Consider the following 20210-nt stretch of genomic DNA (forward strand, 5'->3'; position numbering starts at 1 on the left):
TGACCCGGATCACCGGGCCGGTACTGCCTGGATCAGACGTAGATCCCGTGCGACGCCAGGTAGGCGATCGGGTCGATGTCCGAGCCGTACTCCGGGCCGGTGCGGACCTCGAAGTGGAGGTGCGGGCCGGTGGCGTTGCCGGTGGAACCGGAGAGGCCGACCTGCTGGCCCGCGGTCACGGTCTGGCCCGCCGAGACGGAGAGCGAGGACATGTGGCCGTACTGGGAGTAGTGGCCGTCGGCGTGCTTGATGACGACCTGGTTGCCGTAGGCGCCGCCCCAGCCGGCGGTGACGACGGTGCCGGAGGTGATGGCCTTCACGCTGGTGCCGGTGGAGACGGGGAAGTCGATGCCGGTGTGGCTGCCGCTGGACCAGTTGGCGCCGGAGGCGCGGTACGCGGTGGTGTGGTTGCCCGGGACCGGGTGGACGTAGCCGGAGGCGTTGTCCTGGGAGGCCGGGGCCTCGGCCTCGGTCTGCGTCTCGGTCTTGGTCTCGGCCTTGGGCGCGGCCTTCGTCTCGGCCTTGGGTGCGGCCTTCGTCCCGGTCTTCTCCGCCGTCTTGGCGGGGGCCTCGGACGTGGTCGCGGCGGGGGCCGCCTTGGCGCCGAGGGTCAGCTTCATGCCCGGGAAGATCAGGCTCGGGTTCTCGCCGACGACCTCGCGGTTGTCCTGGTACAGCTTGTGCCAGCCGCCCTTGAGGTGGTGCTGGGCCGCGATCTTCGACAGGTAGTCGCCGGAGACGACGGAGTACGTGGTGGTGCCGGTGCTCTTCGCGGACTTGGCCGGGGCGGTGTGCGCGGCGGCCGACTTCGCGGCCGGGGCGGACTGCTCCGCGGCGTGGGCACCGGTGGCACCGAGCAGCGGAAGCGCGATGACGGCTCCGCCGGCGCTCGCGGCGACGACGCCGCGGGCGATGGCGCTGGACTTGGGACGGCGGTGCTTACCCGAATTGGGCATGAAGAATTTCCTCTCCGGCGCCTGCGAGGTGAGCTGTCGGGTTCGGGCTGGAGATGCCCGGCCGCGCCTGGCGCGACTTCACCCCTAGCCGTCCGGTCGTCCCGGTCGGCGGCTTACCTGGTTCCCCCGCTCCTGCCACACGGTGAAGGGATGCGAATTCCGGACGGCGGCAGGATTGGGCGTTCCATCCGGATGGACATGGAACGTAAGCGAGCCGGGACGGCTGAAACAAGCCACGGGTTCGGCGCCGGATTCCGCACCGGAATTGCGGTGCGGAATTCCGGTCACACTCCGTGGATTACGGATCTTGGCTTTCCGCGCGGCGCGGGGATTACCCCACCGGGGCGTCACCACACACCGTCACGGATATGATCCCGCTCACGAGTGGGTGATCATCTCCCTTACAACCGGGGCACTTTGGACATCACCCATCAATACGGACATGTCATGCCCATCATTCACGGCGCAGCCGCACCACGCACGCGTCCAGGTCGCCGCGCAGCCCCGTCCGCAGCCCGTGGTGCATCAGCAGCGAACCGTGGTGCACCGCCCCGGTGTCCAGGCAGGTGTACGCCGCCTCCGGGTCGAGCCCGCGCAGCCGCAGCGCCGGCGGCTCCTCGCCGTACCGCTGCGCGTGGAGCCAGGCCAGCACGACGGTGTCCGCGCCCCGCACGTACTGCACGGCGCTGAGCCCGGGGCCCGGGGCGCGCAGCCGGTACAGCTCGCCCAGCTGCACCACCGGGCGGATCTCCTTGTACAGCTCCACCCACCCGCGCGCCTCGTCCAGTTCGGCCGCGCTCCACTCGGTGAGGTCCCCGCCGATGCCCAGCACCCCGGCCATCGCGCTGACGAAACGGAAGCGCAGCGAGGAGCGGCGCCCGTTGAGCTGGACGTTCGGGCTGTCGGTCACCCAGGCCGCCATCACGCGCGCCGGGTGGAGATGACCGAAGCCGTGCTGGATGGCGAGGCGGTCCAGCGGGTCGGTGTTGTCGGACGTCCAGACCTGGTCCGTGCGCGAGAGGATGCCGAGGTCGATCCGGCCGCCGCCGCCCGAGCAGGACTCGAAGGCGACGCCGGGGTGGGCGGCGCGCAGCCGGTCGAGCAGCGCGTAGAGGGCGTCCACGTGCTCGGTCCACAGTCGCTGCGGGTAGTCGTCGCCCGGCCAGCCGGCGTCCGAGAAACAGCGGTTGAAGTCCCACTTCACGTAGTCGATGGGCGTGTCCGTCAGCAGGGCGTCCAGGCTCTCCCACAGATGGGCCCGCACATCGGGGCGGGCGAGGTTGAGGACCAGCTGATTGCGGAATTCGGTGCGATCCCGGCCGGGGAAGTGCTGGACCCAGTCCGGGTGGGCGCGGTAGAGGTCGCTGTCGGCGTTGACCATTTCCGGCTCGACCCAGATGCCGAACCGCATGCCGAGTCCGTGCACATGGCGGGCGAGCGGCCCGAGGCCGTCGGGAAAGCGCTCCGGATTCGGCGTCCAGTCGCCGAGCCCGGCCCGGTCGCTCACCCGCTGCCCGAACCAGGCGTCGTCCACGACGAACAGCTCGACGCCCAGCGCGGCGGCCCGGTCGGCGAGGGCCCGCTGCTGGTCCTCCGCGATGTCGAAGCCGGTGGCCTCCCAGGAGTTGTAGAGCACCGGACGCGGCTCGGAGGCGTCCGGGATCACATGGGCGAGCTGCCAGGCGTGCCAGGCGCGGCCGGCCCCGCCGAAGCCGTCCCGGCTCCACAGCCCGGCGAAGACCGGGCTGGTGTACGACTCCCCCGGCGCGAGCCGCAGGAGCCCGGAGTCGTCGTAGCCGGCGCCGCCGGTGATCTGCACGAGCCCGTCGGGCAGCCGCTGTACGGCGATGCGCCAGGAGCCGGACCAGCCGAGCGCGCAGCCGTAGACCTCTCCGGACTCCTCGGTGGCGGTGCCGTCCGCGTCCAGGGCGACCCAGGGCAGGCCCTGGTGGCCGGTGTGGCCGCGCCGGCTGGAGAGCAGGTGCTCCCCGTACGCCAGCTCGGTGCGCTCCAGCTGGGTCTCCGCCGCCCAGCGGCCGTGCAGGCGGGTGAGCCGCCAGGCGTCGCGCGCGGGCAGCGCCCAGGCGGCGGCGTCGGCGCGCAGCAGTTCGAGGGGCGGTCCGTCCGGTCCCGTGTGGGTGAGCGTGGTCCAGCGCTCGATGACGTCGGAGTCGTCCCGCATCCGGTAGTGCAGGGTGATCGCGAGGCGGTGCACCGGGTCGTCGAAGGAGAGCCGCAGTTCGTCGCCGTCCACGGAGTCCCCGGCGAAGACCCAGGCGGTCCCGCGCACCTCGTCGGTGCGCACCGACAGGGCGGGGCGGACGAACCGGGGTCCGCCCTCCACCGGGTATTCCTCGCGGCCGTCGAGCGGGGATTCGAAGCCCCGGGCCGACGGCGCGGGTGCCTCGGCCAGGGCCCGGGCCGCGGCCAGCGTGATGCGCGGCCCCCAGTGGAGATGCAGCAGTTCCTGCCGCTCCGTGAGGCGCAGGGCGTAGCTTCCGCTCGCCCCCGTCAGCAGCCAGATCCGGTCGCCGGTCTCGATCATCGCGCCCCCGTCCGCATGCGTGCACAGATTCACACAGGTCCGCACATCATCGACCGTCCCTGGACCTAGGGCAACGGCGCGTGCCCGGAAATCCGGCGGCGCCGACCGCGATGACGGCCGGGGGAACACATGTCGTATCGTCGCGGCCATGGGCCCGCCGGCGACACGCGCCCGGGCAGAGCCGCCAGGAGTGACCGTGACGCAGCAGCTGCCGCAGACCCCGCCGACGGAACCCGTCCTCACCGGCGTCCGCAACTTCCGCGACCTGGGCGGTCTCCCCACCACCGACGGCCGCCGGGTGCGACACGGCAGGCTCTACCGCAGCGGTCACCTCGCGCACGCCACGGCCGAGGACGCGGCCTTCCTCGGCGGGCTCGGCCTGCACACCGTCTTCGACTTCCGCAACGCGGCCGACCACAAGCTGGACGGCCTGGACATCGAGCTGCCGGGCGTACGGAACGTGAGCATCCCGCTCAGCGACCCGGCGGACGGCGCCGAGTTCTGGCGGATGGTGCGCGACGGCAACCTGACGGAGTTGCGCTCGATCCTGGCCGACGGCAAGGGAACCCGCCGCATGGTCGCCTCGTACCGCTCGATCATCCTGGAGCGCACCGCCGAGCACAGCCGGGTGCTGCACGCCCTGGCCGAGGACAGCGTGCCCGCACTGATGCACTGCGCGGCCGGCAAGGACCGGGCCGGGCTCTCGATCGCGGTGACGCTGCTGGCGGTGGGCGTCGGGCGGGAGACCATCGAGGCCGACTACCTCAAGTCGAACGACGCGCACCGCCGCTACCGCATCCGGCGCAGCGACACCTCGGCCGCCGGGATGTCCCCGGAGGTGCTGGAGCTGCTGAACCCGCTCTTCGGCGCCCAGCCCGCCTACCTCGCCGCGGCCTTCGCCGCCATCGACGAGACCTGGGGCGGCACCGACCGCTATCTCGCCGACGGGCTGAAGCTCGCGCCCGCCACCCGTGAGCAGCTGCGCGAACGGCTCCTCGACGAGAGCTGAGCGGTCTACTGGTTGTGCATGCCGACCGCGAACAGCAAGTACAGGAACGCGGCGATGACGTGCCCGGCGACGAGGTAGGCGAAGAGCCGGATGACGAGTCCGCGCGGCATCTTCCTCTCCTGGCTGTCGGCGCCGGGGCGCGGGGCCGGGGTGAGCGGGTCGTAGTGCTCTGAATCGGACATGACTGGCCTCTCTGGCTGCCGGGGGTCCGGCGGCGGAAACGTCTCAGCCGCGGTGGGCCCGGCCGCCGAGGCACAGGTCGGCGGCGGGGCTCTGCAGCAGGGTGTGGACGAAGAGCAGCTCGGCGCCCTCGGGTTCGGGAGCCGCGATCCGGTGCGGGGTGAGCGAATCGAAGTGCGCGCCGTCCCCGGGCGCGAGGTCGTGCACGGTCTCGCCCAGCGTCACCCGGAGGCGGCCGGTCAGGACGTACAGCCATTCCTCGCCGGGGTGGACGCGGACCAGGTCGCCCTGGGCGCCGTGCGGGACGCGGACGCGCAGCGCCTGCATCGCACGGCCGGAGCCGCCGGCCTGCTGGTACATCCAGCCGTCGGCCGCGGCGCCCTCGAACGGGCGGCTGCGGACGATCGCGTCACGTTCCGGGGGCGTCTCGCCCAGGAGCTCGGAGACCGTCGTACCGTAGATCCTGGCCAGCTGGAGCAGCATGGGCAGCGAGGGCTGGCGCCGGCCCGTTTCGAGCCGGGAGAGGTGGGCGGGCGAAAGCCCGGCCCGCTGGGCCGCGGTCTCCAGGGTGAGACCACGGCCTCGGCGCAGATCGCGCAGGCGTGGCGCGACACCGGGCAGCTCGCCGGCCGCCAGGTCGTCCGGAGGGTTCATGCCTCCATTGGGCCAAAGTCTTTCCCCGGAGGCAAATTTCTTGCCTCCGGGGCAAAAAGGATCAGCGGTTGGCGACGGCCTGCTTCACCAGGGTCCGCCCGAAGTCCCACATCAGTCCCCCGCCGCTGTGCGCGTCGTCCATGACGGCGGTGAACGCCTCCACGAAGCGGTCGACGTCCGCGTCGTCGATGACCAGCGGCGGAATGAGCTTGATCACTTCCAGATGATCGCCGGAGACCTGGGTCAGGATGCGGTGCTTCTGGAGCAGCGGCACGACGACCATCTGCGCGAAGAGCCCCTTGCGAGCCGCCTGGAGCATGGTCCAGCGGCTGCGCAGCTTCAGCGAGGTGGGGCGGCCGAACTCGATGCCGATCATCAGCCCGCGCCCCCGCACCTCGTGCAGCAGCTCGTAGCGCCCGACGAGCGCGGACAGCCGTTCGCGGAGCAGGTCGCCGGTGCGGCGCGCGTGCGCGACGGTCTCCTCGTCCTCCATCACCGACAGCACCGCGAGCCCCGCCGCCATCGCCTGGGCGTTGGAGCCGAAGCTCGCGGAGTGGACGAGGACCCGGTCCATCGAGGAGTAGACGCGCTTGAAGATCCAGTCCTTGCCGAGCGTCGCCCCGACCGGCACATAGCCGCCGGAGAGCGCCTTGGCGACGCAGACGAGGTCCGGTTCCACGCCTTCCTCGTGCTGGTACGCGTAGAAGTCACCGGTCCTGCCGAGGCCGGTCTGCACCTCGTCGGCGATGAGGAGGGCCTTGTGCTTGCGCAGCAGTTCCTGGGCCTCGCGCAGATAGCCGGGCGGCGCCGCCAGCACCCCCTTGCCCTGGATCGGCTCCACCACCAGGGCGGCCACATCGCCCCGCTTCAGCTCCCGCCGCAGCGCGGCGAGGTCCCCGAGCGGGACCGCGGTGTCGGGCAGCAGCGGGGCGAAGCCGTCCCGGAACCCGCCCTCGCCGTTGACCGAGAGGGAGCCGGTGGTGAGCCCGTGGAAGGCGTGGTCGCAGTACAGGACGCGCGGCCGGCCGGTGGCGTACCGGGCGAACTTGAGGGCGGTCTCGACGGCCTCGGTGCCGCTGTTGCCGAAGAAGACCCGGTCCAGGTGCGGGCTGTGGCTCAGCAGCTTCTCGGCCAGCAGCCCGGGCAGCGGCTGGCAGTCGAACCGGGTCAGGTCGGCGAGCGAGGCGTCGAGGACGTCGTGCAGCGCCTTGCGTACGACGGGGTGGTGCCGGCCGAGCCCCATGACACCGAATCCGGCGAGCATGTCGAGGTAGTCGTTGCCGTCCGCGTCCCAGAAGTGCGCGCCCTCGGCCCGTTCGTAGACCTTGTCGAAGCCGATGGTGTGCAGCATGCGCGGGAGCTGGTGGTTGAGGTGCTTGCTGTGCAGCTCGTAGCGTTCGGCGCCGCGTTCGGCGAGAAGCCGCGCCAGATCGAAGCCCTTGGGCTCGTCGTCCTTCATGCCCCGCTCTCCTTGTGCCCGTTGCCGCCGGCCGCCTTCCGGGCGGCCGTGACGGCGCTGATCCGGCCGGCGATCTCGACCGGTGTGAGTCCGATGTCGGCCAGCACCTCGGACCGCTTGCCATGCGCGAGGAACTGCTCGGGGATGCCGAAGGTGCGCAGCGGTACGTCGACTCCCGCGTCCCGGAGCGCCTGCCCGACCGCCGAACCGACGCCCCCGGCACGGCTGTTGTCCTCGACCACCGCGACGAGCCGGTGCGCGGCGGCGAGCGGTGGCAGCGCCGCGTCGACCGGCTTGACCCAGCGCGGGTCCACCACGGTGCAGCGGATGCCGGCGCCCGTCAGCAGTTCGGCGGTGCGCAGGCAGACGGAGGCCATCGCACCGACGGCGACGAGGAGCACATCGGCGTCCTCGTCGCGCCGCAGCACGTCCATCCCGCCGATCCGGCCGACGGCCTCGATGGTGTCCCCGACCGACTCCTTGGGGAACCGCACCAGGGTCGGCGCGTCGTCCACCGCGACCGCCTCGCGCAGTTCCTCGCGCAGCCGCTCCGCGTCGCGCGGGGCCGCGATCCGCAGCCCGGGCACGACCTGGAGCACGGACATGTCCCACATGCCGTTGTGCGAGGCGCCGTCCGGCCCGGTGACTCCGGCCCGGTCGAGGACGAAGGTGACGCCGCACCGGTGCAGGGCGACGTCCATCAGGAGCTGGTCGAACGCCCGGTTGAGGAAGGTGGCGTAGACGGCGACGACCGGGTGCAGCCCGCCCGTGGCGAGCCCCGCGGCACTGACCGCCGCGTGCTGCTCCGCGATGCCCACGTCCCAGACGCGGTCCGGGAACGCCTCGGCGAACTTCGTCAGCCCGACCGGGTCCAGCATCGCGGCGGTGAGCGCGACGACGTCCGGGCGCTCCGCCCCGATCGCCGCGATCTCGTCCGCGAACACGGAGGTCCAGGACGGGCCGGCGGCGGGCACGAGCGGGGCGCAGGTCAGGGGGTCCATCGCGCCGACGGTGTGGAAGCGGTCGGCCTCGTCCTGGAGGGCCGGGGCGTAACCGCGGCCCTTCTCGGTGATGCAGTGGACGAGGACCGGGCCCCGGAAGCCCTTGGCGCGGTGCAGGGCGGCCTCGACGGCGGCGGTGTCGTGCCCGTCGACAGGGCCGATGTACTTGAGCCCCAGGTCCTCGAACATGCCCTGCGGGGCGACGAAGTCCTTGAAGCCCTTCTTGGCCCCGTGCAGGGCACCGTGCAGCGGCTGGCCGATGACGGGGGTGCGTTCCAGCAGGCCCTTGCCCCAGGACAGGAAGCGCTCGTAGCCGTCGGTGGTGCGCAGGGTGGCCAGGTGGCGGGCGAGGCCGCCGATGGTGGGCGCGTAGGAGCGCTCGTTGTCGTTGACGACGACGATCAGCGGGCGGTCCTTGGCGGCGGCGATGTTGTTCAGCGCCTCCCAGGCCATGCCGCCGGTGAGGGCCCCGTCCCCGATGACGGCGACGACGTGGCTTCCGCGGCCTCGTACCTCATTGGCCTTGGCGAGGCCGTCGGCCCAGCCGAGGACGGTGGAGGCGTGCGAGTTCTCGATGACGTCGTGCTCGGACTCCTCGCGGGACGGGTAGCCGGAGAGCCCGCCCTTGCCGCGCAGCTTGGAGAAGTCCTGGCGCCCGGTGAGCAGTTTGTGCACGTAGCTCTGGTGGCCGGTGTCCCACAGGATGCGGTCGACGGGCGAGTCGAAGACCCGGTGCAGGGCGGTGGTCAGCTCCACCACCCCGAGGTTGGGGCCCAGATGGCCCCCGGTCCTGGCCACGGCCTGCACCAGGAACGTGCGGATGTCGTCGGCGAGTTCGCCGAGTTGTGACGCGTTCAGTGCCTTCAGATCGTGCGGCCCCCGGATGCTCTGCAGCAGCGTCATGCCCGGGCCCCCTCTCTGTGGTCCTGTTCCTGCGAAAGGTGACGGCCGGGCTCCGCGCGGGAGCCCGGCCGGGTGTCGCGGCTCAGTTGCCGCTGACGGTCTCGCGCATGGCGCGCAGGGACTCCTTCAGGGAGCCCATGGTGGCGAGGACGGCGGTGGGCTCGTAACCGCAGTGCGCCATGCAGTTGGCGCAGCGCGGGTCCTTGCCCCGGCCGTACTTGTCCCAGTCGGTCTCCTCGATGAGCTGCCGGTACGTCGGCACATAGCCGTCGCTCATCAGGTAGCAGGGCCGCTGCCAGCCGAACAGGGAGTAGTTGGGGATGGCCCAGGCGGTGCACGGGAAGTCGGCCTTGCCCTCCAGGAAGTCCAGGAAGAGCGGCGAGTGGTTCAGCCGCCACCGGCTCCGGTTGCCGCCGGCGAAGGACTTCTTGAACAGCTCGCGGGTCTGCTCCACGCCCAGGAAGTGCTCCTGGTCGGGCGCCTTCTCGTACGCGTAGGCGGGCGAGATCATCATCTCGTCCACCTTGAGGTCGTCGTTGAGGAAGTTGAGCACCTCGATGATGGTCTGCGGGGTGTCGGTGTTGAAGAAGGTGGAGTTGGTGGTGACCCGGAAGCCGCGCCGCTTGGCCTCCTTGATCGCCGCCACCGCCTCGTCGAACACCCCTTCCTTGGCGACGGACTCGTCGTGACGCTCGCGGAGCCCGTCGATGTGCACGGCGAACGCGAAGTACGGCGAGGGCGTGAACTTCTCGATCTTCTTGCGCAGCAGCATCGCGTTGGTGCAGAGGAAGACGTACTTCCTCCTCGCCACCAACTGGCGCACGATCTCATCGATCTGAGGGTGCATCAGCGGCTCGCCGCCGGCGATGGAGACCATCGGGGCGCCCGATTCGAGCACGGCGCCGACGGCCTGGGCCACGGGCATGCGCTGCTTGAGGACTCCGGCCGGGTGCTGGATCTTCCCGCAGCCCTCGCAGGCGAGGTTGCAGGCGTACAACGGCTCCAGCTCGACAATCAGCGGAAACTTGTCCCGCTTGCGGAGCTTTTGTTCAATGAGGTACGTCGCAACCTTGATGGACTGACGAAGCGGCATGGCCATCTAGCTCACCTCCTGGGGAGCAGCAAAGATCGGTGCCATTCATAGAAAGCCGGCAGGACGGCACGGAGAACACGGAAAGCCGATATTCCACCGCGGAACGTGCCGATGCGGACGAGCTCATGCTCCGGAGCGTCCACGACCACCCGTACGGCGGCAACCGGGCGCGGCCCGGACCGCAGGGCGGTGCGCAGGGTGGCGGCGGACTCCATGTCCACCGCGATCGCCCCGGTGGCCCGCAGCTCGGCCCGCTCATGTCCCCGGACGACATGGTCGGACCCGGTGAGCGGGCCGGTGTGTACGGTGCGCCCCGGTACGGCCCTGGCCAGCGCCTCGGCCAGCAGCTCCGCGCCGGTGCACGGGACGGGGTCACCGGCGGCCCGGGTCTCCTCCGCCACCACGAGGTCGCCCGGGTGCATCCCGGGCGCGAGGCCGGCGCAGAACCCCGAGGCGATGACGGCGGTGTCCGCCGCCCCGCCGTCCCGCCCGAGCGCGCGCGCCACGGCGGTCTCGGCCGCCCTGGGGCCCATGCCGGTACGGAGCACGGTGACCCGCTCCGGGGCGTCCACCGCCCGCCCCTTGCCGGTGCGCAGGGCGAACTGCTCGATGCCGAGCGCGCAGGCGATCAGCAGCGGGGCGGCCGGCCCGGCCTCTGCCATCAGGCCCCCTCGCGCGTCGGCGTGCGGCCCGCGAACGGGTCGCCGTGCACGTACCGCCCGAGTGCGGTGAGCGGGAAGACCTGCCGGTAGAGGTGGTAGTTGATGGAGAAGTCCCAGGGGAACCCGGTGCCGGTGAAGTAGGGCTCGTCCCAGGAGCCGTCGGGCTGCTGGGTCTCGGTCAGCCAGGCGATGCCCCGGGTCACGGCGACGGTGTCCCGCCGCCCCGCGGCGAGCAGCGCGAGGAGTGCCCAGGCGGTCTGGGACGCGGTGGACGCTCCCTGGCCGATCCACTTCTCCTCGGTGTAGGAGCGCAGGTCCTCGCCCCAGCCGCCGTCGTCGTTCTGGACGGACTCCAGCCATTCGACCGCGCGCCGGATCGCCGGGTGCGACGGGGGCAGCCCGGCGGCGGTCAGTGCGGGGACCACCGATCCGGTCCCGTAGACGTAGTTGACGCCCCAGCGCCCGAACCAGCCGCCGTTCGCGTCCTGTTCGGACAACAGCCACTCGATGCCCCGCCGGGTGACGGGGTGGGCGGCGCGGCCCTCGACTGCCAGCATCTCCACCACGTGCCCGGTGACGTCCGCGGAGGGCGGGTCGATGACCTCGCCGAAGTCGCAGAAGGGCAGCCGGTTGGGGAAGGGGCTGGTGTTGTCCGCGTCGAAGGCGCCCCAGGCCCCGTTGCGGGACTGCATGCCGACGTTCCAGCGCACGCCGCGCTCGATCGCGGCGTCCACCCGGGCCTGGTCGGGGTGGCGGACCCGGCGCAGGGCGAGGGCCACCTCCGCGGTGTCGTCGATGTCGGGGTAGTTGTCGTTGTGGAACTCGAACGCCCAGCCGCCGGGCTCCAGTCCGGGGCGGCGCACCGCCCAGTCGCCCGGCCGGACGATCTCCTCGGCGAGCATCCAGTCCGCCGCCTTCACGAGCGCGGGGTGGTCGGGGGCGACCCCGGCGTCGGCGAGCGCGATGGTGGCCAGGCAGGTGTCCCAGACCGGGGACTGGCACGCCTCGATCATGCGGGTGCCGTCCTCGCGCCACACGGCGAAGCGGTCGAGCGATTCGAGGCCCGCCCGCATCACCGGGTGTCCGAGGTCGTAGCCGAGGAGGTGCAGGGCGATGACCGAGTAGACGGCGGGCGGCTGGATGCCGCCCCAGCAGCCGTCGTTCTCCTGGCGTTCGATGATCCAGCGGGCCGCGGAGTTCATCGCGACCCGGCGCAGTCCGCGCGGCGCGAACCGGTGGTAGACGTGCAGCGCCTTGTCGAGTCGCTGGAAGAGCCCGTCCCAACTCCGTGCCGGGGCCGGGCGCTTGGGCGGATTCGGGTTCTCGGGGTCGGTGTGCAGCTCGTCCAGGGCGAAGGGGGCGGGCCGCACCGGCCGCTTCGCCGACACGATGGTGAGCGGCACGATGGTCTGTCGGGCCCAGCAGCCGAAGTCGTAGATGTTGAGCGGGACCCACTTCGGGAAGAACATCAGCTCCGGGGGGAGCTCCGGCAGGTCGTCCCACTTCCACCAGCCGAAGAGGGCCAGCCAGATCCGGGTGAAGACCCGGCTCGCGGCGATGCCGCCCTGCTCCCGGACCCAGCCCGCGGCGCGGGCCATGTGCGGGTCCTCCGGCCGGTCGCCCGCCAGCCTCAGCGCGACGTAGGCCTCGATGGTGGTGGAGAGGTCCGCGGGGCCGCCGTGGAAGGTCGCCCAGGTCCCGTCGCCGAGCTGTTGGGCGCGGATGAAGCCCGCGGCCGCCCGGACCGTGGCGGGGTCCTGGATGCCCAGGAACTGACGGAGCAGCAGGTCCTCGGCGTCCATCGTGACGTTGGTGGCGAGGTCGCCCTTCCACCAGCCCTGCTCGTCCTGCCTGCCGAGGAGATGCTCCACCGAGCGCTCCGCGGCCCGCCGCGCGGCGGCCATTACACCGTCCGCGGCGATGGTTGATTCGGTTGTCTTTCTGCTGGCCGAGGCTGCGCGGGGGTCAACGGCCCCGGTGCTTCCGTCGGTCGTCGCTGTCATGGCTTCCCCTTCGTGCAGGTGGTCCTCTGCTGTGCTGGGGTCTCCGTCGGCCGGCGCCCGTGGGGGCGCCGGCCGGCGACTGCGAGTCATATGGACCAGATGGTGATCATCTCTTTCGTACGACGACGAAGTCCGCGAGCGCGGTGAGCTGCGCCCGCACGGGTTGCGGCATGTCGACGCCGTGCAGCACCTCTATGGCGACCGCATGCTGACGACGGGCCTCCTGGGCGGTCCACTCGCGACCGCCCGCCTCCTCGATGAGCGCCGCACGGGCGGCGAACTCCTCTTCGGAGAAGCTGTCGAAGTCGCTGCTCTTGGCGTCGGCGGCAAGCAGCTCGCCCAGCCGCTCGGAGGCCGGTCCGCCCGCGGCGAGCGCGGCGACGACCGGCAGGGACTTCTTGCGCTGGCGCAGATCGCTCCAGGTCTGCTTGCCGGTGGACTCCGGGTCGCCCCAGATGCCGAGCAGGTCGTCGACCGCCTGGAAGGCGAGCCCGAGGTGGTGGCCGTACGCCTCCAGGACGTCGGCGGTGCGGTCGTCGGCGCCGCCGAGCACCGCGCCGATGGAGCAGGCGCAGGCGAGGAGGGCGCCGGTCTTGTTGCCCTCCATCTCCAGGCACTCCTCGACGGTGACGCGCTCGCGGTGCTCGTAGGAGATGTCCTGGGCCTGCCCGTCGATGAGCTTGCGGGTCGCCGTGGTCAGCCGCCGGGCAGCCCGGCCGGCCTCGGCCGTGCCGAGCTCCAGCAGGACCTCGTTGGCCAGGGCGAACAGGGCGTCGCCGACCAGGATGGCCTGGGCGGGGCCGTGCACCTTCCAGACGGTGTCGCGGTGGCGGCGCTGCTCGTCGCCGTCCATCAGGTCGTCGTGCAGCAGAGAGAAGTTGTGCACGAGTTCGACGGCGACGGCGCCGGGGACACCGGCCTCGGCCGCGGCGCCGGCCGCCTCGGCGGACAGCAGGGCCAGGGCCGGGCGGACGGCCTTGCCGCCGTCGCCGTCTGCGGGCCTGCCCTGGGCGTCGATCCAGCCGAAGTGGTAGGCGGCCACGGTGTCCATGGGCGGTGCGAGCCGGTCGACGGCGGCGCGGAGCACCGGCGTGGAAAGGGCCCGTCCGCGCTCCAGAAGCGCGGTGACGTCCGTGGTGTCCGCCACGGTGTCGGAAGCCGGATTCGCCGGGGTCACTGACTCTCCTCTTGTTCCGGTGGTACTGCTCATGCCGCCTCCTGCAGCGGATGTTCGTGGGGGCGGCCGAGCGCCAGGAGCGCGGCGTCCGCGGCACCCGCGCCGCTGCGGACCGCACCCTCCATCGTGGCGGGCCAGCCGGTGGCGGTCCAGGCACCTGCCAGGAAGAGTCCGGGGGCGCGGGTGAGCGTCCCGGGGCGCAGCCGGCCGACGCCGGGCGCGGGCGCGAAGGTCGCGGTGCGCTCGCGGGTGACGAAGAAGTCCCGGATGCCGGCGCCGCGGGCCGCGGGGAGCAGCCGTTCCAGCGCCGGCAGGTAGCGGGCGCGCAGCTCGGCGACGGGCAGGTCGATCTCCTCGCCGGCCGCGGACTGGGAGACCGCGAGGTACTGCCCCGGTCCGGTGAGGCCGGACGCCTCGGTGCGGTCGAAGACCCACTGGACCGGGGAGCCGAGCGCGGCGAAGAAGGGCCGCTTGAGCACCTTGCGGTCGTAGACGACGTGCACGTTGAGGATCGGGGACGTACCGATCTCCAGGAGCTCGTCCGGTGCGTCGAGCGCGCCCTCGGGCAGCAGGGCGTGGGTCTCGCGCTGCGGCACGGCCAGGACGACGGTGTCCGCCTCGATCCTTTCGGCGCCGGTGTCCACCGTCCAGTGCCCGTCCTCGGTGCGGGCGAGACCGTGGGCCTTGGTGCGTAGTTCGGTGCGGACACCGGCGGAGTCGAGGGCCTTGCGGCTCATCGTGTCGTGGATGTCCCCGAGCGGTACGGCGGCCCAGCCGATGTCGGCGGCGCCCGCGTCGGAGAGCAGCCCGGTCTTGAAGACCTTCGCGGCGAGCCCGAGCGAGGCGTTGGGGGCGGTGGCGTTGAGGGTGGCGACGCCGACGAGGTCCCACAGCGCCTCGATGGTGCGCGGTGACTGGCCGTGCCGGGCGAGCCAGCTGCCGAAGTCCTCGGCGTCGAGAGCGGGGTCGTCCGGGTCGAGCCGGCCGAGGGCGAGCGCGGCGCGGGCGACTCCGGCGCGTTCGGCGAGGGAGAGGTGCGGGTACCCGGCGAGACCGGCGGCGAGGTGCAGCGGGACCGGGAGCGCGTTGCGGCGCAGCCGTCCGAGCCGGGGCCCGGAAGGCCGCCCGACGTCCAGGACGGGCACGTCCAAACGGTTTTGCAGCGGTGCCAGGCGGGCACCGTCGACCCGGTCGAGGAACCAGCGGTAGGCGGTGCAGCACCGCAGGTAGACGTGCTGGCCGTTGTCGACCGTCAGCTCGCCCCGGCGGAAGGAAAAGGCGAGGCCGCCGAGCCGGGGCCGCCCTTCGAGCAGGGTCACGTCAAGCCCGGCATCGGCGAGGCGCAGGGCCGCCGTGACACCGGCGAGCCCGCCGCCGATCACGACGGCGCGCGACGGACGCGACGCGTGGTCGTTCATGCGTCCCCCTCTCGCCGGGTGCTTGCCCATCGGCGCTGCTCGGATCGGTCCTGCCCAGACAGGGACGCGGCGGTCCGGGCGGGGGTTGCCCGCCGTCCGCCACGATCGTCCTTGATGCACATGGTGCGCGAGATGTACCTGAGGCGCATTCAGACACGCCCTCGGGCCGTGCGCCGTGAGATGTGCCGGGCGTCGAGGCCGGAGAGGCCGCGCACCGCGACATACGCCTTCTCGTGGCCCGGGAGCGAGACGCGCCCGCGCAGCACCGCCTCGGGGTCGCGCTCGATGCGGTCGAGGAGCCTGCGGTAGATGCCGGCCATGGCCGCCACGCAGGCGCCGCTGCGCCGGTCGAGCATCGGCAGCAGCCGGTAGCCCTCGGCGAACAGGGCGCGGGCGCGCCGGACCTCGAAGTGGACGAGGCCCGCGAAGTCGGAGCCGGGCGGCGGGGTGGCCCGCTGGAAGCCCGCGGAGCAGCCGAACTTGGCGAGGTCGTCGGCGGGCAGGTAGGTGCGGCCGTTGCCCGCGTCCTCGCGGACGTCGCGCAGGATGTTCGTGAGCTGGAGGGCGAGGCCGAGCGTGTCGGCGTACTCGGGGGCCCGTTCGGCGCCGGGGGCGCCGGGCTCGGTGCCGAACACGCCGAGGCTCAGGCGCCCGATGGCTCCGGCGACGCACCGGCAGTAGACCTTGAGGTCGTCCCAGGTCTCGTAGGCGGCGCCCTCCACGTCCATGAGGACGCCGTCGATGAGTTCGTCGAGCCCGTCGAGGGGCAGCGGGAACCTGCGGGCGGCGTCGGCGAGCGCGACGGCGACCGGGTCGGTGTCGTCCTCCTCGACCTTGCCGGCGCGGACGCGGTCGAGCAGGGTGCGGGTGCTCTCCAGGCGGACGCGCTTGGTGTCCGGCTCCAGTTCGCCGTCGCCGATGTCGTCCACCCGGCGGGAGAACGCGTACAGGGCCGACATGGCCTGTCGCTTCTCGGCCGGCAGCAGCCTGATGCCGTACGCGAAGTTACGCGCCTGCTGTCCGGTGACGGCCTCGCAGTAACTGTAAGCGGCCTGTACCGGTGCCGACATGTACGTCGTCTGTCCCTCCACGGTCCGGCTCACCCCTCTCTACGCGCTTTTCGCAAGACAACTCCCACTTCGCGCAGCAGGCTGGGCTTGGTGGGTCCGGGCGGTCCGGGCAGTACGTCGAATCCGGCGGCCGCGATCGCGGTGAGGGCGGCGCGTCCTCCTCCCACGAATCCGGCGAGAAGCAGCCTGAGCCTGCCGTGGACGCTACCCACCAGGGGGGTGCCTTCATTCAGCAGATCCCGGGCGCGTTCCGCTTCGTACGCGATCAGGGAGCGGACCGACGCGTTCGCGGTCGGCGCCGCGAGGTCGGCCTCGCCGACGTGGAACCGGGCCATGTCCTCGGCCGGGAGGTAGATGCGGTCGCGGCCCAGGTCCTCGGCGACGTCCTGGAGGTGCTCCACGATCTGCAGTGCGGTGCACACGGCGTCGGAGCGGCGCAGCCGTTCGGGGCTGGCGGTCCCGGTGAGCTGGAGGACGAGGCGGCCGACGGGGTTGGCGGAGAGCTCGCAGTAGGCGAGCAGTTCCTCGTAGGTGCCGTAGCGGCGGACCTTCTGGTCCTGCCGGTTGGCCTCGATGAGGCCGGTGAACGGCTCGGGGGTGAGCGTGCGACGCCGGACGGTGGGGCGGAGCGCCCGCATCAACGGGTGGTGCGGAGTCTCGCCGGTGGTCGCGAAGACGCGGTGCAGGTCGCTCTCGAGCGCGTCGAGCATCGCGAGCCTGTCGTCGCTCTGGGCCGGGTCGAGGCCGAGGTGTACGGCGTCGGCGCCGCCCGGGGCGAGGTCGCCGTCGCCGATGTCGTCCACGAGCCGGGCGAAGCCGTAGACGGCCATGAGGTCGTCGCGCCAGGCGCGCGGCAGGAAGAAGGGGGCGACCGGAAAGTTCTCGTGGGCTGCTTTGCCGAGGGTTCCGGATGCGGCGGCATCGGGCCGCGCCTGCCGGGTACGGGTCACTGCGGACCGCCCTGCGCGGGGACGGCGTGAGCACCTCGGAGCGGGAGATCTTCCGTCATAGCCGTCACAACTCCCGTTCTACACTGCTGACCCAAAATACCCCATTCCGGACACGCCGCCCGCCCTGCCGAGTGCCGAGGACGGCTCCCGGCCGTCCCCCAGGCGGTATCGCCCCACTTGCGGCGAATCAGCACCGGTACAGCTTACGTTGTACAACGCTCATCCAAACGCCGGGGTACGGGGCCGTGCGGCACCGGACCCGTGGCCCGCGTCAACTTTCCTCCCGCCGGAGCCCGTTCACGTCATCCGGCGGTAGGAGATCGCGACGGCCGCCGTACGACGAGGCGCGGATGTCCGGACTCCGGTCCGCGATCCGGACATGGCGCGGCCCCCGCCGGAAGGGTCCGGCGGGGGCCGTGTGCCGTGCGACGCGGGGCGTCCTACTTGCCGGTCTCCCGTTCGTAGGCCCGCAGGACCTCCTCGGTCGGACCGTCCATCAGGAGCTCGCCCTTCTCCAGCCAGAGGACCCGGTTGCAGGTGTCCCGGATCGACTTGTTGCTGTGGCTGACCAGGAAGACCGTGCCGGCCTCCTTGCGCAGTTCCCTGATCCGCGCCTCGGAGCGGATCTGGAACTTGCGGTCACCGGTCGCCAGCGCCTCGTCGATCATGAGGACGTCGTGGTTCTTGGCCGCCGCGATGGAGAAGCGGAGGCGTGCGGCCATGCCGGAGGAGTAGGTGCGCATCGGCAGGGTGATGAAGTCGCCCTTCTCGTTGATGCCGGAGAACTCCACGATCTCCTCGTAGCGCTCGCGGATCTCCTCGCGGCTCATGCCCATCGCGAGACCGCCGAGCACCACGTTCCGCTCGCCGGTCAGATCGCTCATCAGCGCGGCGTTGACGCCGAGCAGCGAGGGCTGGCCGTCGGTGTAGACGCTGCCGCTCTCCGTCGGCAGGAGCCCCGCGATGGCGCGGAGCAGCGTCGACTTGCCGGAGCCGTTCGTCCCGATGAGCCCGATCGCCTCGCCCCGGTAGGCGGTGAAGGTGACCCCGCGTACGGCGTGCACCTTGCGCACGCCGCGCTCCTCGCCCTTCTCGCGGCGCAGGATCCGGCTCAGTGCGGCGGTGGCGCTGCCCTTGCCACCGCCGCCGCCGTTGACCCGGTACACGATGTGCACGTCGTCGGCGATCACGGTGGGGACGCGCCCCGCGGTGTTGTCGTCAGCCACGGCCGTACCGTTCCTCTGCCTTCCAGAAGTACACGAAGCCCACGATGCCCACCACGATCGACCAGGCGAGGGCGACCGCCCAGACGTGGTCCGGCAGGTTCTCGGAGCCGTATCCGTCGATCAACGCGAACCTGACCAGGTCCATGTAGATGGCCGCCGGGTTGTACTGCAGCACGTCGGTGATCCAGGCCGGCTTGTCCGCCAGCATCACCGGGATGGAGAACATGACGCCGGAGGCGTACATCCAGGTGCGCATGACGAACGGCATCAGCTGCGCCAGGTCGGGGGTCTTGGCGCCCATCCTGGCCATGGCGAGCGCCAGTCCGGTGTTGAAGAAGAACTGCATCACCAGGGCGGGGATCACCAGCAGCCAGGAGAGCCGCGGGTAGCTGCCGAATCCGACCGTGACCGCGAGCAGCACGATCATCGAGTACAGCAGCTGCTGGAGCTGCTGGAGCGAGAAGGAGATGGGCAGCGAGGCGCGCGGGAAGTGCAGGGCCCTGACCAGGCCGAGGTTCCCGGAGATCGCGCGCACGCCGGCCATCACCGAGCTCTGCGTGAAGGTGAAGACGAACACCCCGGTCACCAGGAACGGGATGAAGACCTCCTGCGGGATCCCCTTCTTCGTGCCGAGGATCAGCCCGAAGATGAGGAAGTAGACCGCCGCGTTCAGGAGCGGGGTCGCCACCTGCCACAGCTGGCCCAGCTTCGCCTGGCTGTACTGGGCGGTCAGCTTGGCCCGGGAGAACGCCAGGATGAAATGGCGTCGCCCCTGGAGCTGGCGCACGTACTCGAGGAGTCCGGGCCGGGCACCGCTGACCGCAAGGCCGTACTTCGCGGCCAGCTCGGCCGCGCTCAGGCCGTCGTCGGCTGATGGCGGGCTGCTCACCGCAACCGCGCCGCCATGGGTTGTGTCACTCACCAGAAGAAACTCTCGTATTCGAAATGCGCAGCCAGTCGCGGGCGCGGCTCAGGGCGGACAGGTCCCGACAAGAAAAATACGCCTCATGCTCCCAGAGGGGAGCATCTCAGATGACCGGAGGGCGGCCCAGCCTGGTCAGTCGCCACACCGTACGCCACTTCATCGGGCGGCGCGGTCCGCAGGGCTTCCGCCAGCCTTCCCGGAATCCGCCGAACCACGCCTTCAGCGCCTCGCCGGACGGCCTGCGCAGCAGGGTCAGCAGCATCCACACCCCGAGGTAGACCGGGACGAGGGGCGCGGGGAGGTTGCGCCGGGCCAGCCAGACCCGGTTGCGGGCCACCATGCGGTGGTAGACGGCATGGCGGGACGGGGCCGTGGTGGGGTGGTGCAGCACCATGTCCGCGCGGTAGTCGATCAGCCAGCCGGCGTCCAGCGCCCGCCAGGCGAGGTCCGTCTCCTCGTGCGCGTAGAAGAAGTCGCCCGGCAGCGGGCCGACCTCGGCCAGCACCCGGGTGCGCACCGCGTTGGCGCCGCCCAGGAACGTCGTCACGCGGGACGAGCGCATCGGGTCGGCGGCGCGCAGCCGGGGCACGTGGCGGCGCTGGGTGACCCCGGTCTCCGGGTCCGCGATGCGGAAGCTGATGATGCCGAGCCGGGGGTCCTCGGCGAACGCCTTGCGGCACAGCTCCGCGGTGTCGGTGAGGGGCAGCAGCCCGTCGTCGTCGAGGAAGAGCAGGGCGTCCACGTCGGCGCCGGAGGGCCCGAAGGCCTCGATGCCGACGTTCCGGCCGCCGGGGATGCCGAGGTTCTCGGGCAGCTCGACGGTGCGGACGCCCGGGGGGACGTCGGGGACGGGCGAGCCGTTGCCCACGACGACCACCTCGATCCGGTCGCCCTCCTGGGCGGCGACCGAATCGAGCAGGGCGCGCAGCTCGGCCGGGCGGTTGCCCATGGTGATGATGACCGCGCCGAGTTTCATGGG

Annotated in this window: 17 protein-coding genes and 1 riboswitch; of the genes, 1 reads left to right on the top strand and 16 read right to left on the bottom strand. The window is 71.8% G+C overall.

The window, feature by feature from the left end:
* Positions 1–32: 32 nt before the first annotated feature.
* Both AB0L33_RS19570 and AB0L33_RS19575 read right to left on the bottom strand, forming a co-directional pair.
* Complete coding sequence (locus AB0L33_RS19570) at positions 33–956, bottom strand: peptidoglycan DD-metalloendopeptidase family protein (protein WP_365682991.1); 924 nt, start codon at positions 954–956, stop codon at positions 33–35.
* Between the two features lie 3 nt (positions 957–959).
* A riboswitch (cyclic di-AMP (ydaO/yuaA leader) is annotated at positions 960–1148 on the bottom strand.
* 262 nt (positions 1149–1410) lie between these two features.
* Complete coding sequence (locus AB0L33_RS19575) at positions 1411–3501, bottom strand: alpha-galactosidase (protein WP_365682993.1); 2091 nt, start codon at positions 3499–3501, stop codon at positions 1411–1413.
* Positions 3502–3697: 196 nt separating this feature from the next.
* Here AB0L33_RS19575 and AB0L33_RS19580 point away from each other — a divergent pair, with 196 nt between their 5' ends.
* A complete protein-coding gene (locus AB0L33_RS19580; protein ID WP_365682995.1) occupies positions 3698–4510 on the top strand; it encodes a tyrosine-protein phosphatase in 813 nt (270 codons plus the stop codon).
* A gap of 5 nt (positions 4511–4515) precedes the next feature.
* Here AB0L33_RS19580 and AB0L33_RS19585 read toward each other — a convergent pair whose 3' ends face one another.
* The 14 genes from AB0L33_RS19585 to AB0L33_RS19650 form a co-directional block, all read right to left on the bottom strand.
* Positions 4516–4692, bottom strand: a complete 177-nt coding sequence (locus tag AB0L33_RS19585) for a DUF6126 family protein (protein ID WP_365682997.1) — start codon at positions 4690–4692, stop codon at positions 4516–4518.
* Positions 4693–4735: 43 nt separating this feature from the next.
* Positions 4736–5344 carry an XRE family transcriptional regulator gene (locus tag AB0L33_RS19590; RefSeq protein WP_365682999.1) on the bottom strand — a complete coding sequence of 203 codons (609 nt, stop codon included), beginning with the start codon at positions 5342–5344 and terminating at the stop codon, positions 4736–4738.
* Positions 5345–5405: 61 nt separating this feature from the next.
* Complete coding sequence (locus tag AB0L33_RS19595) at positions 5406–6803, bottom strand: aspartate aminotransferase family protein (protein WP_365683000.1); 1398 nt, start codon at positions 6801–6803, stop codon at positions 5406–5408.
* On the bottom strand, positions 6800–8707 hold the full coding sequence (gene dxs, locus AB0L33_RS19600; RefSeq protein WP_365683002.1) for a 1-deoxy-D-xylulose-5-phosphate synthase: 1908 nt from the start codon (positions 8705–8707) through the stop codon (positions 6800–6802). Before dxs ends, AB0L33_RS19595 begins: the two co-directional genes overlap by 4 nt.
* A gap of 82 nt (positions 8708–8789) precedes the next feature.
* Positions 8790–9806, bottom strand: coding sequence for an adenosyl-hopene transferase HpnH (gene hpnH / locus AB0L33_RS19605; RefSeq protein WP_164404255.1), 1017 nt, complete (start codon positions 9804–9806; stop codon positions 8790–8792).
* Between the two features lie 5 nt (positions 9807–9811).
* Positions 9812–10462 carry a 1-hydroxy-2-methyl-2-butenyl 4-diphosphate reductase gene (locus AB0L33_RS19610; protein ID WP_365683005.1) on the bottom strand — a complete coding sequence of 217 codons (651 nt, stop codon included), beginning with the start codon at positions 10460–10462 and terminating at the stop codon, positions 9812–9814.
* Entirely contained in the window at positions 10462–12465 is a 2004-nt protein-coding gene (shc, locus tag AB0L33_RS19615) for a squalene--hopene cyclase (RefSeq protein WP_365683007.1), read from the bottom strand. Before shc ends, AB0L33_RS19610 begins: the two co-directional genes overlap by 1 nt.
* 106 nt (positions 12466–12571) lie before the next feature.
* Positions 12572–13675: a polyprenyl synthetase family protein gene (locus AB0L33_RS19620; protein WP_365683009.1), complete on the bottom strand. Its 1104-nt coding sequence runs from the start codon at positions 13673–13675 to the stop codon at positions 12572–12574.
* Positions 13672–15060, bottom strand: a complete 1389-nt coding sequence (hpnE, locus tag AB0L33_RS19625) for a hydroxysqualene dehydroxylase HpnE (RefSeq protein ID WP_365683011.1) — start codon at positions 15058–15060, stop codon at positions 13672–13674. The genes AB0L33_RS19620 and hpnE overlap by 4 nt, the downstream gene beginning before the upstream one ends.
* A gap of 149 nt (positions 15061–15209) precedes the next feature.
* Positions 15210–16130, bottom strand: coding sequence for a presqualene diphosphate synthase HpnD (hpnD, locus tag AB0L33_RS19630; RefSeq protein ID WP_365683013.1), 921 nt, complete (start codon positions 16128–16130; stop codon positions 15210–15212).
* A gap of 29 nt (positions 16131–16159) precedes the next feature.
* Positions 16160–17080, bottom strand: a complete 921-nt coding sequence (hpnC, locus tag AB0L33_RS19635; protein ID WP_365683015.1) for a squalene synthase HpnC — start codon at positions 17078–17080, stop codon at positions 16160–16162.
* Positions 17081–17520: 440 nt separating this feature from the next.
* Positions 17521–18306, bottom strand: coding sequence for an ABC transporter ATP-binding protein (locus AB0L33_RS19640; RefSeq protein WP_365683017.1), 786 nt, complete (start codon positions 18304–18306; stop codon positions 17521–17523).
* Positions 18299–19228 carry an ABC transporter permease gene (locus AB0L33_RS19645; RefSeq protein WP_365683019.1) on the bottom strand — a complete coding sequence of 310 codons (930 nt, stop codon included), beginning with the start codon at positions 19226–19228 and terminating at the stop codon, positions 18299–18301. Before AB0L33_RS19645 ends, AB0L33_RS19640 begins: the two co-directional genes overlap by 8 nt.
* A 106-nt stretch (positions 19229–19334) precedes the next feature.
* The gene (locus AB0L33_RS19650; RefSeq protein ID WP_365683066.1) at positions 19335–20207 is read right to left on the bottom strand and encodes a glycosyltransferase; all 873 of its coding nucleotides are present in this window, start codon (positions 20205–20207) and stop codon (positions 19335–19337) included.
* Positions 20208–20210 lie beyond the last annotated feature (3 nt).

Origin of the sequence: Streptomyces sp. NPDC052299 (assembly GCF_040679335.1) — a bacterium.
Lineage (GTDB): Bacteria > Actinomycetota > Actinomycetes > Streptomycetales > Streptomycetaceae > Streptomyces.

What these genes read in the sequence shown, in the direction of transcription:
- AB0L33_RS19570 (WP_365682991.1), bottom strand. Translation starts at nt 956, where the DNA reads ATGCCCAATTCGGGTAAGCACCGCCGTCCCAAGTCCAGCGCCATCGCC.
- AB0L33_RS19575 (WP_365682993.1), bottom strand. Translation starts at nt 3,501, where the DNA reads ATGATCGAGACCGGCGACCGGATCTGGCTGCTGACGGGGGCGAGCGGA.
- AB0L33_RS19585 (WP_365682997.1), bottom strand. Translation starts at nt 4,692, where the DNA reads ATGTCCGATTCAGAGCACTACGACCCGCTCACCCCGGCCCCGCGCCCC.
- AB0L33_RS19590 (WP_365682999.1), bottom strand. Translation starts at nt 5,344, where the DNA reads ATGAACCCTCCGGACGACCTGGCGGCCGGCGAGCTGCCCGGTGTCGCG.
- AB0L33_RS19595 (WP_365683000.1), bottom strand. Translation starts at nt 6,803, where the DNA reads ATGAAGGACGACGAGCCCAAGGGCTTCGATCTGGCGCGGCTTCTCGCC.
- dxs (WP_365683002.1), bottom strand. Translation starts at nt 8,707, where the DNA reads ATGACGCTGCTGCAGAGCATCCGGGGGCCGCACGATCTGAAGGCACTG.
- hpnH (WP_164404255.1), bottom strand. Translation starts at nt 9,806, where the DNA reads ATGGCCATGCCGCTTCGTCAGTCCATCAAGGTTGCGACGTACCTCATT.
- AB0L33_RS19610 (WP_365683005.1), bottom strand. Translation starts at nt 10,462, where the DNA reads ATGGCAGAGGCCGGGCCGGCCGCCCCGCTGCTGATCGCCTGCGCGCTC.
- shc (WP_365683007.1), bottom strand. Translation starts at nt 12,465, where the DNA reads ATGACAGCGACGACCGACGGAAGCACCGGGGCCGTTGACCCCCGCGCA.
- AB0L33_RS19620 (WP_365683009.1), bottom strand. Translation starts at nt 13,675, where the DNA reads ATGAGCAGTACCACCGGAACAAGAGGAGAGTCAGTGACCCCGGCGAAT.
- hpnE (WP_365683011.1), bottom strand. Translation starts at nt 15,060, where the DNA reads ATGAACGACCACGCGTCGCGTCCGTCGCGCGCCGTCGTGATCGGCGGC.
- hpnD (WP_365683013.1), bottom strand. Translation starts at nt 16,130, where the DNA reads ATGTCGGCACCGGTACAGGCCGCTTACAGTTACTGCGAGGCCGTCACC.
- AB0L33_RS19650 (WP_365683066.1), bottom strand. Translation starts at nt 20,207, where the DNA reads ATGAAACTCGGCGCGGTCATCATCACCATGGGCAACCGCCCGGCCGAG.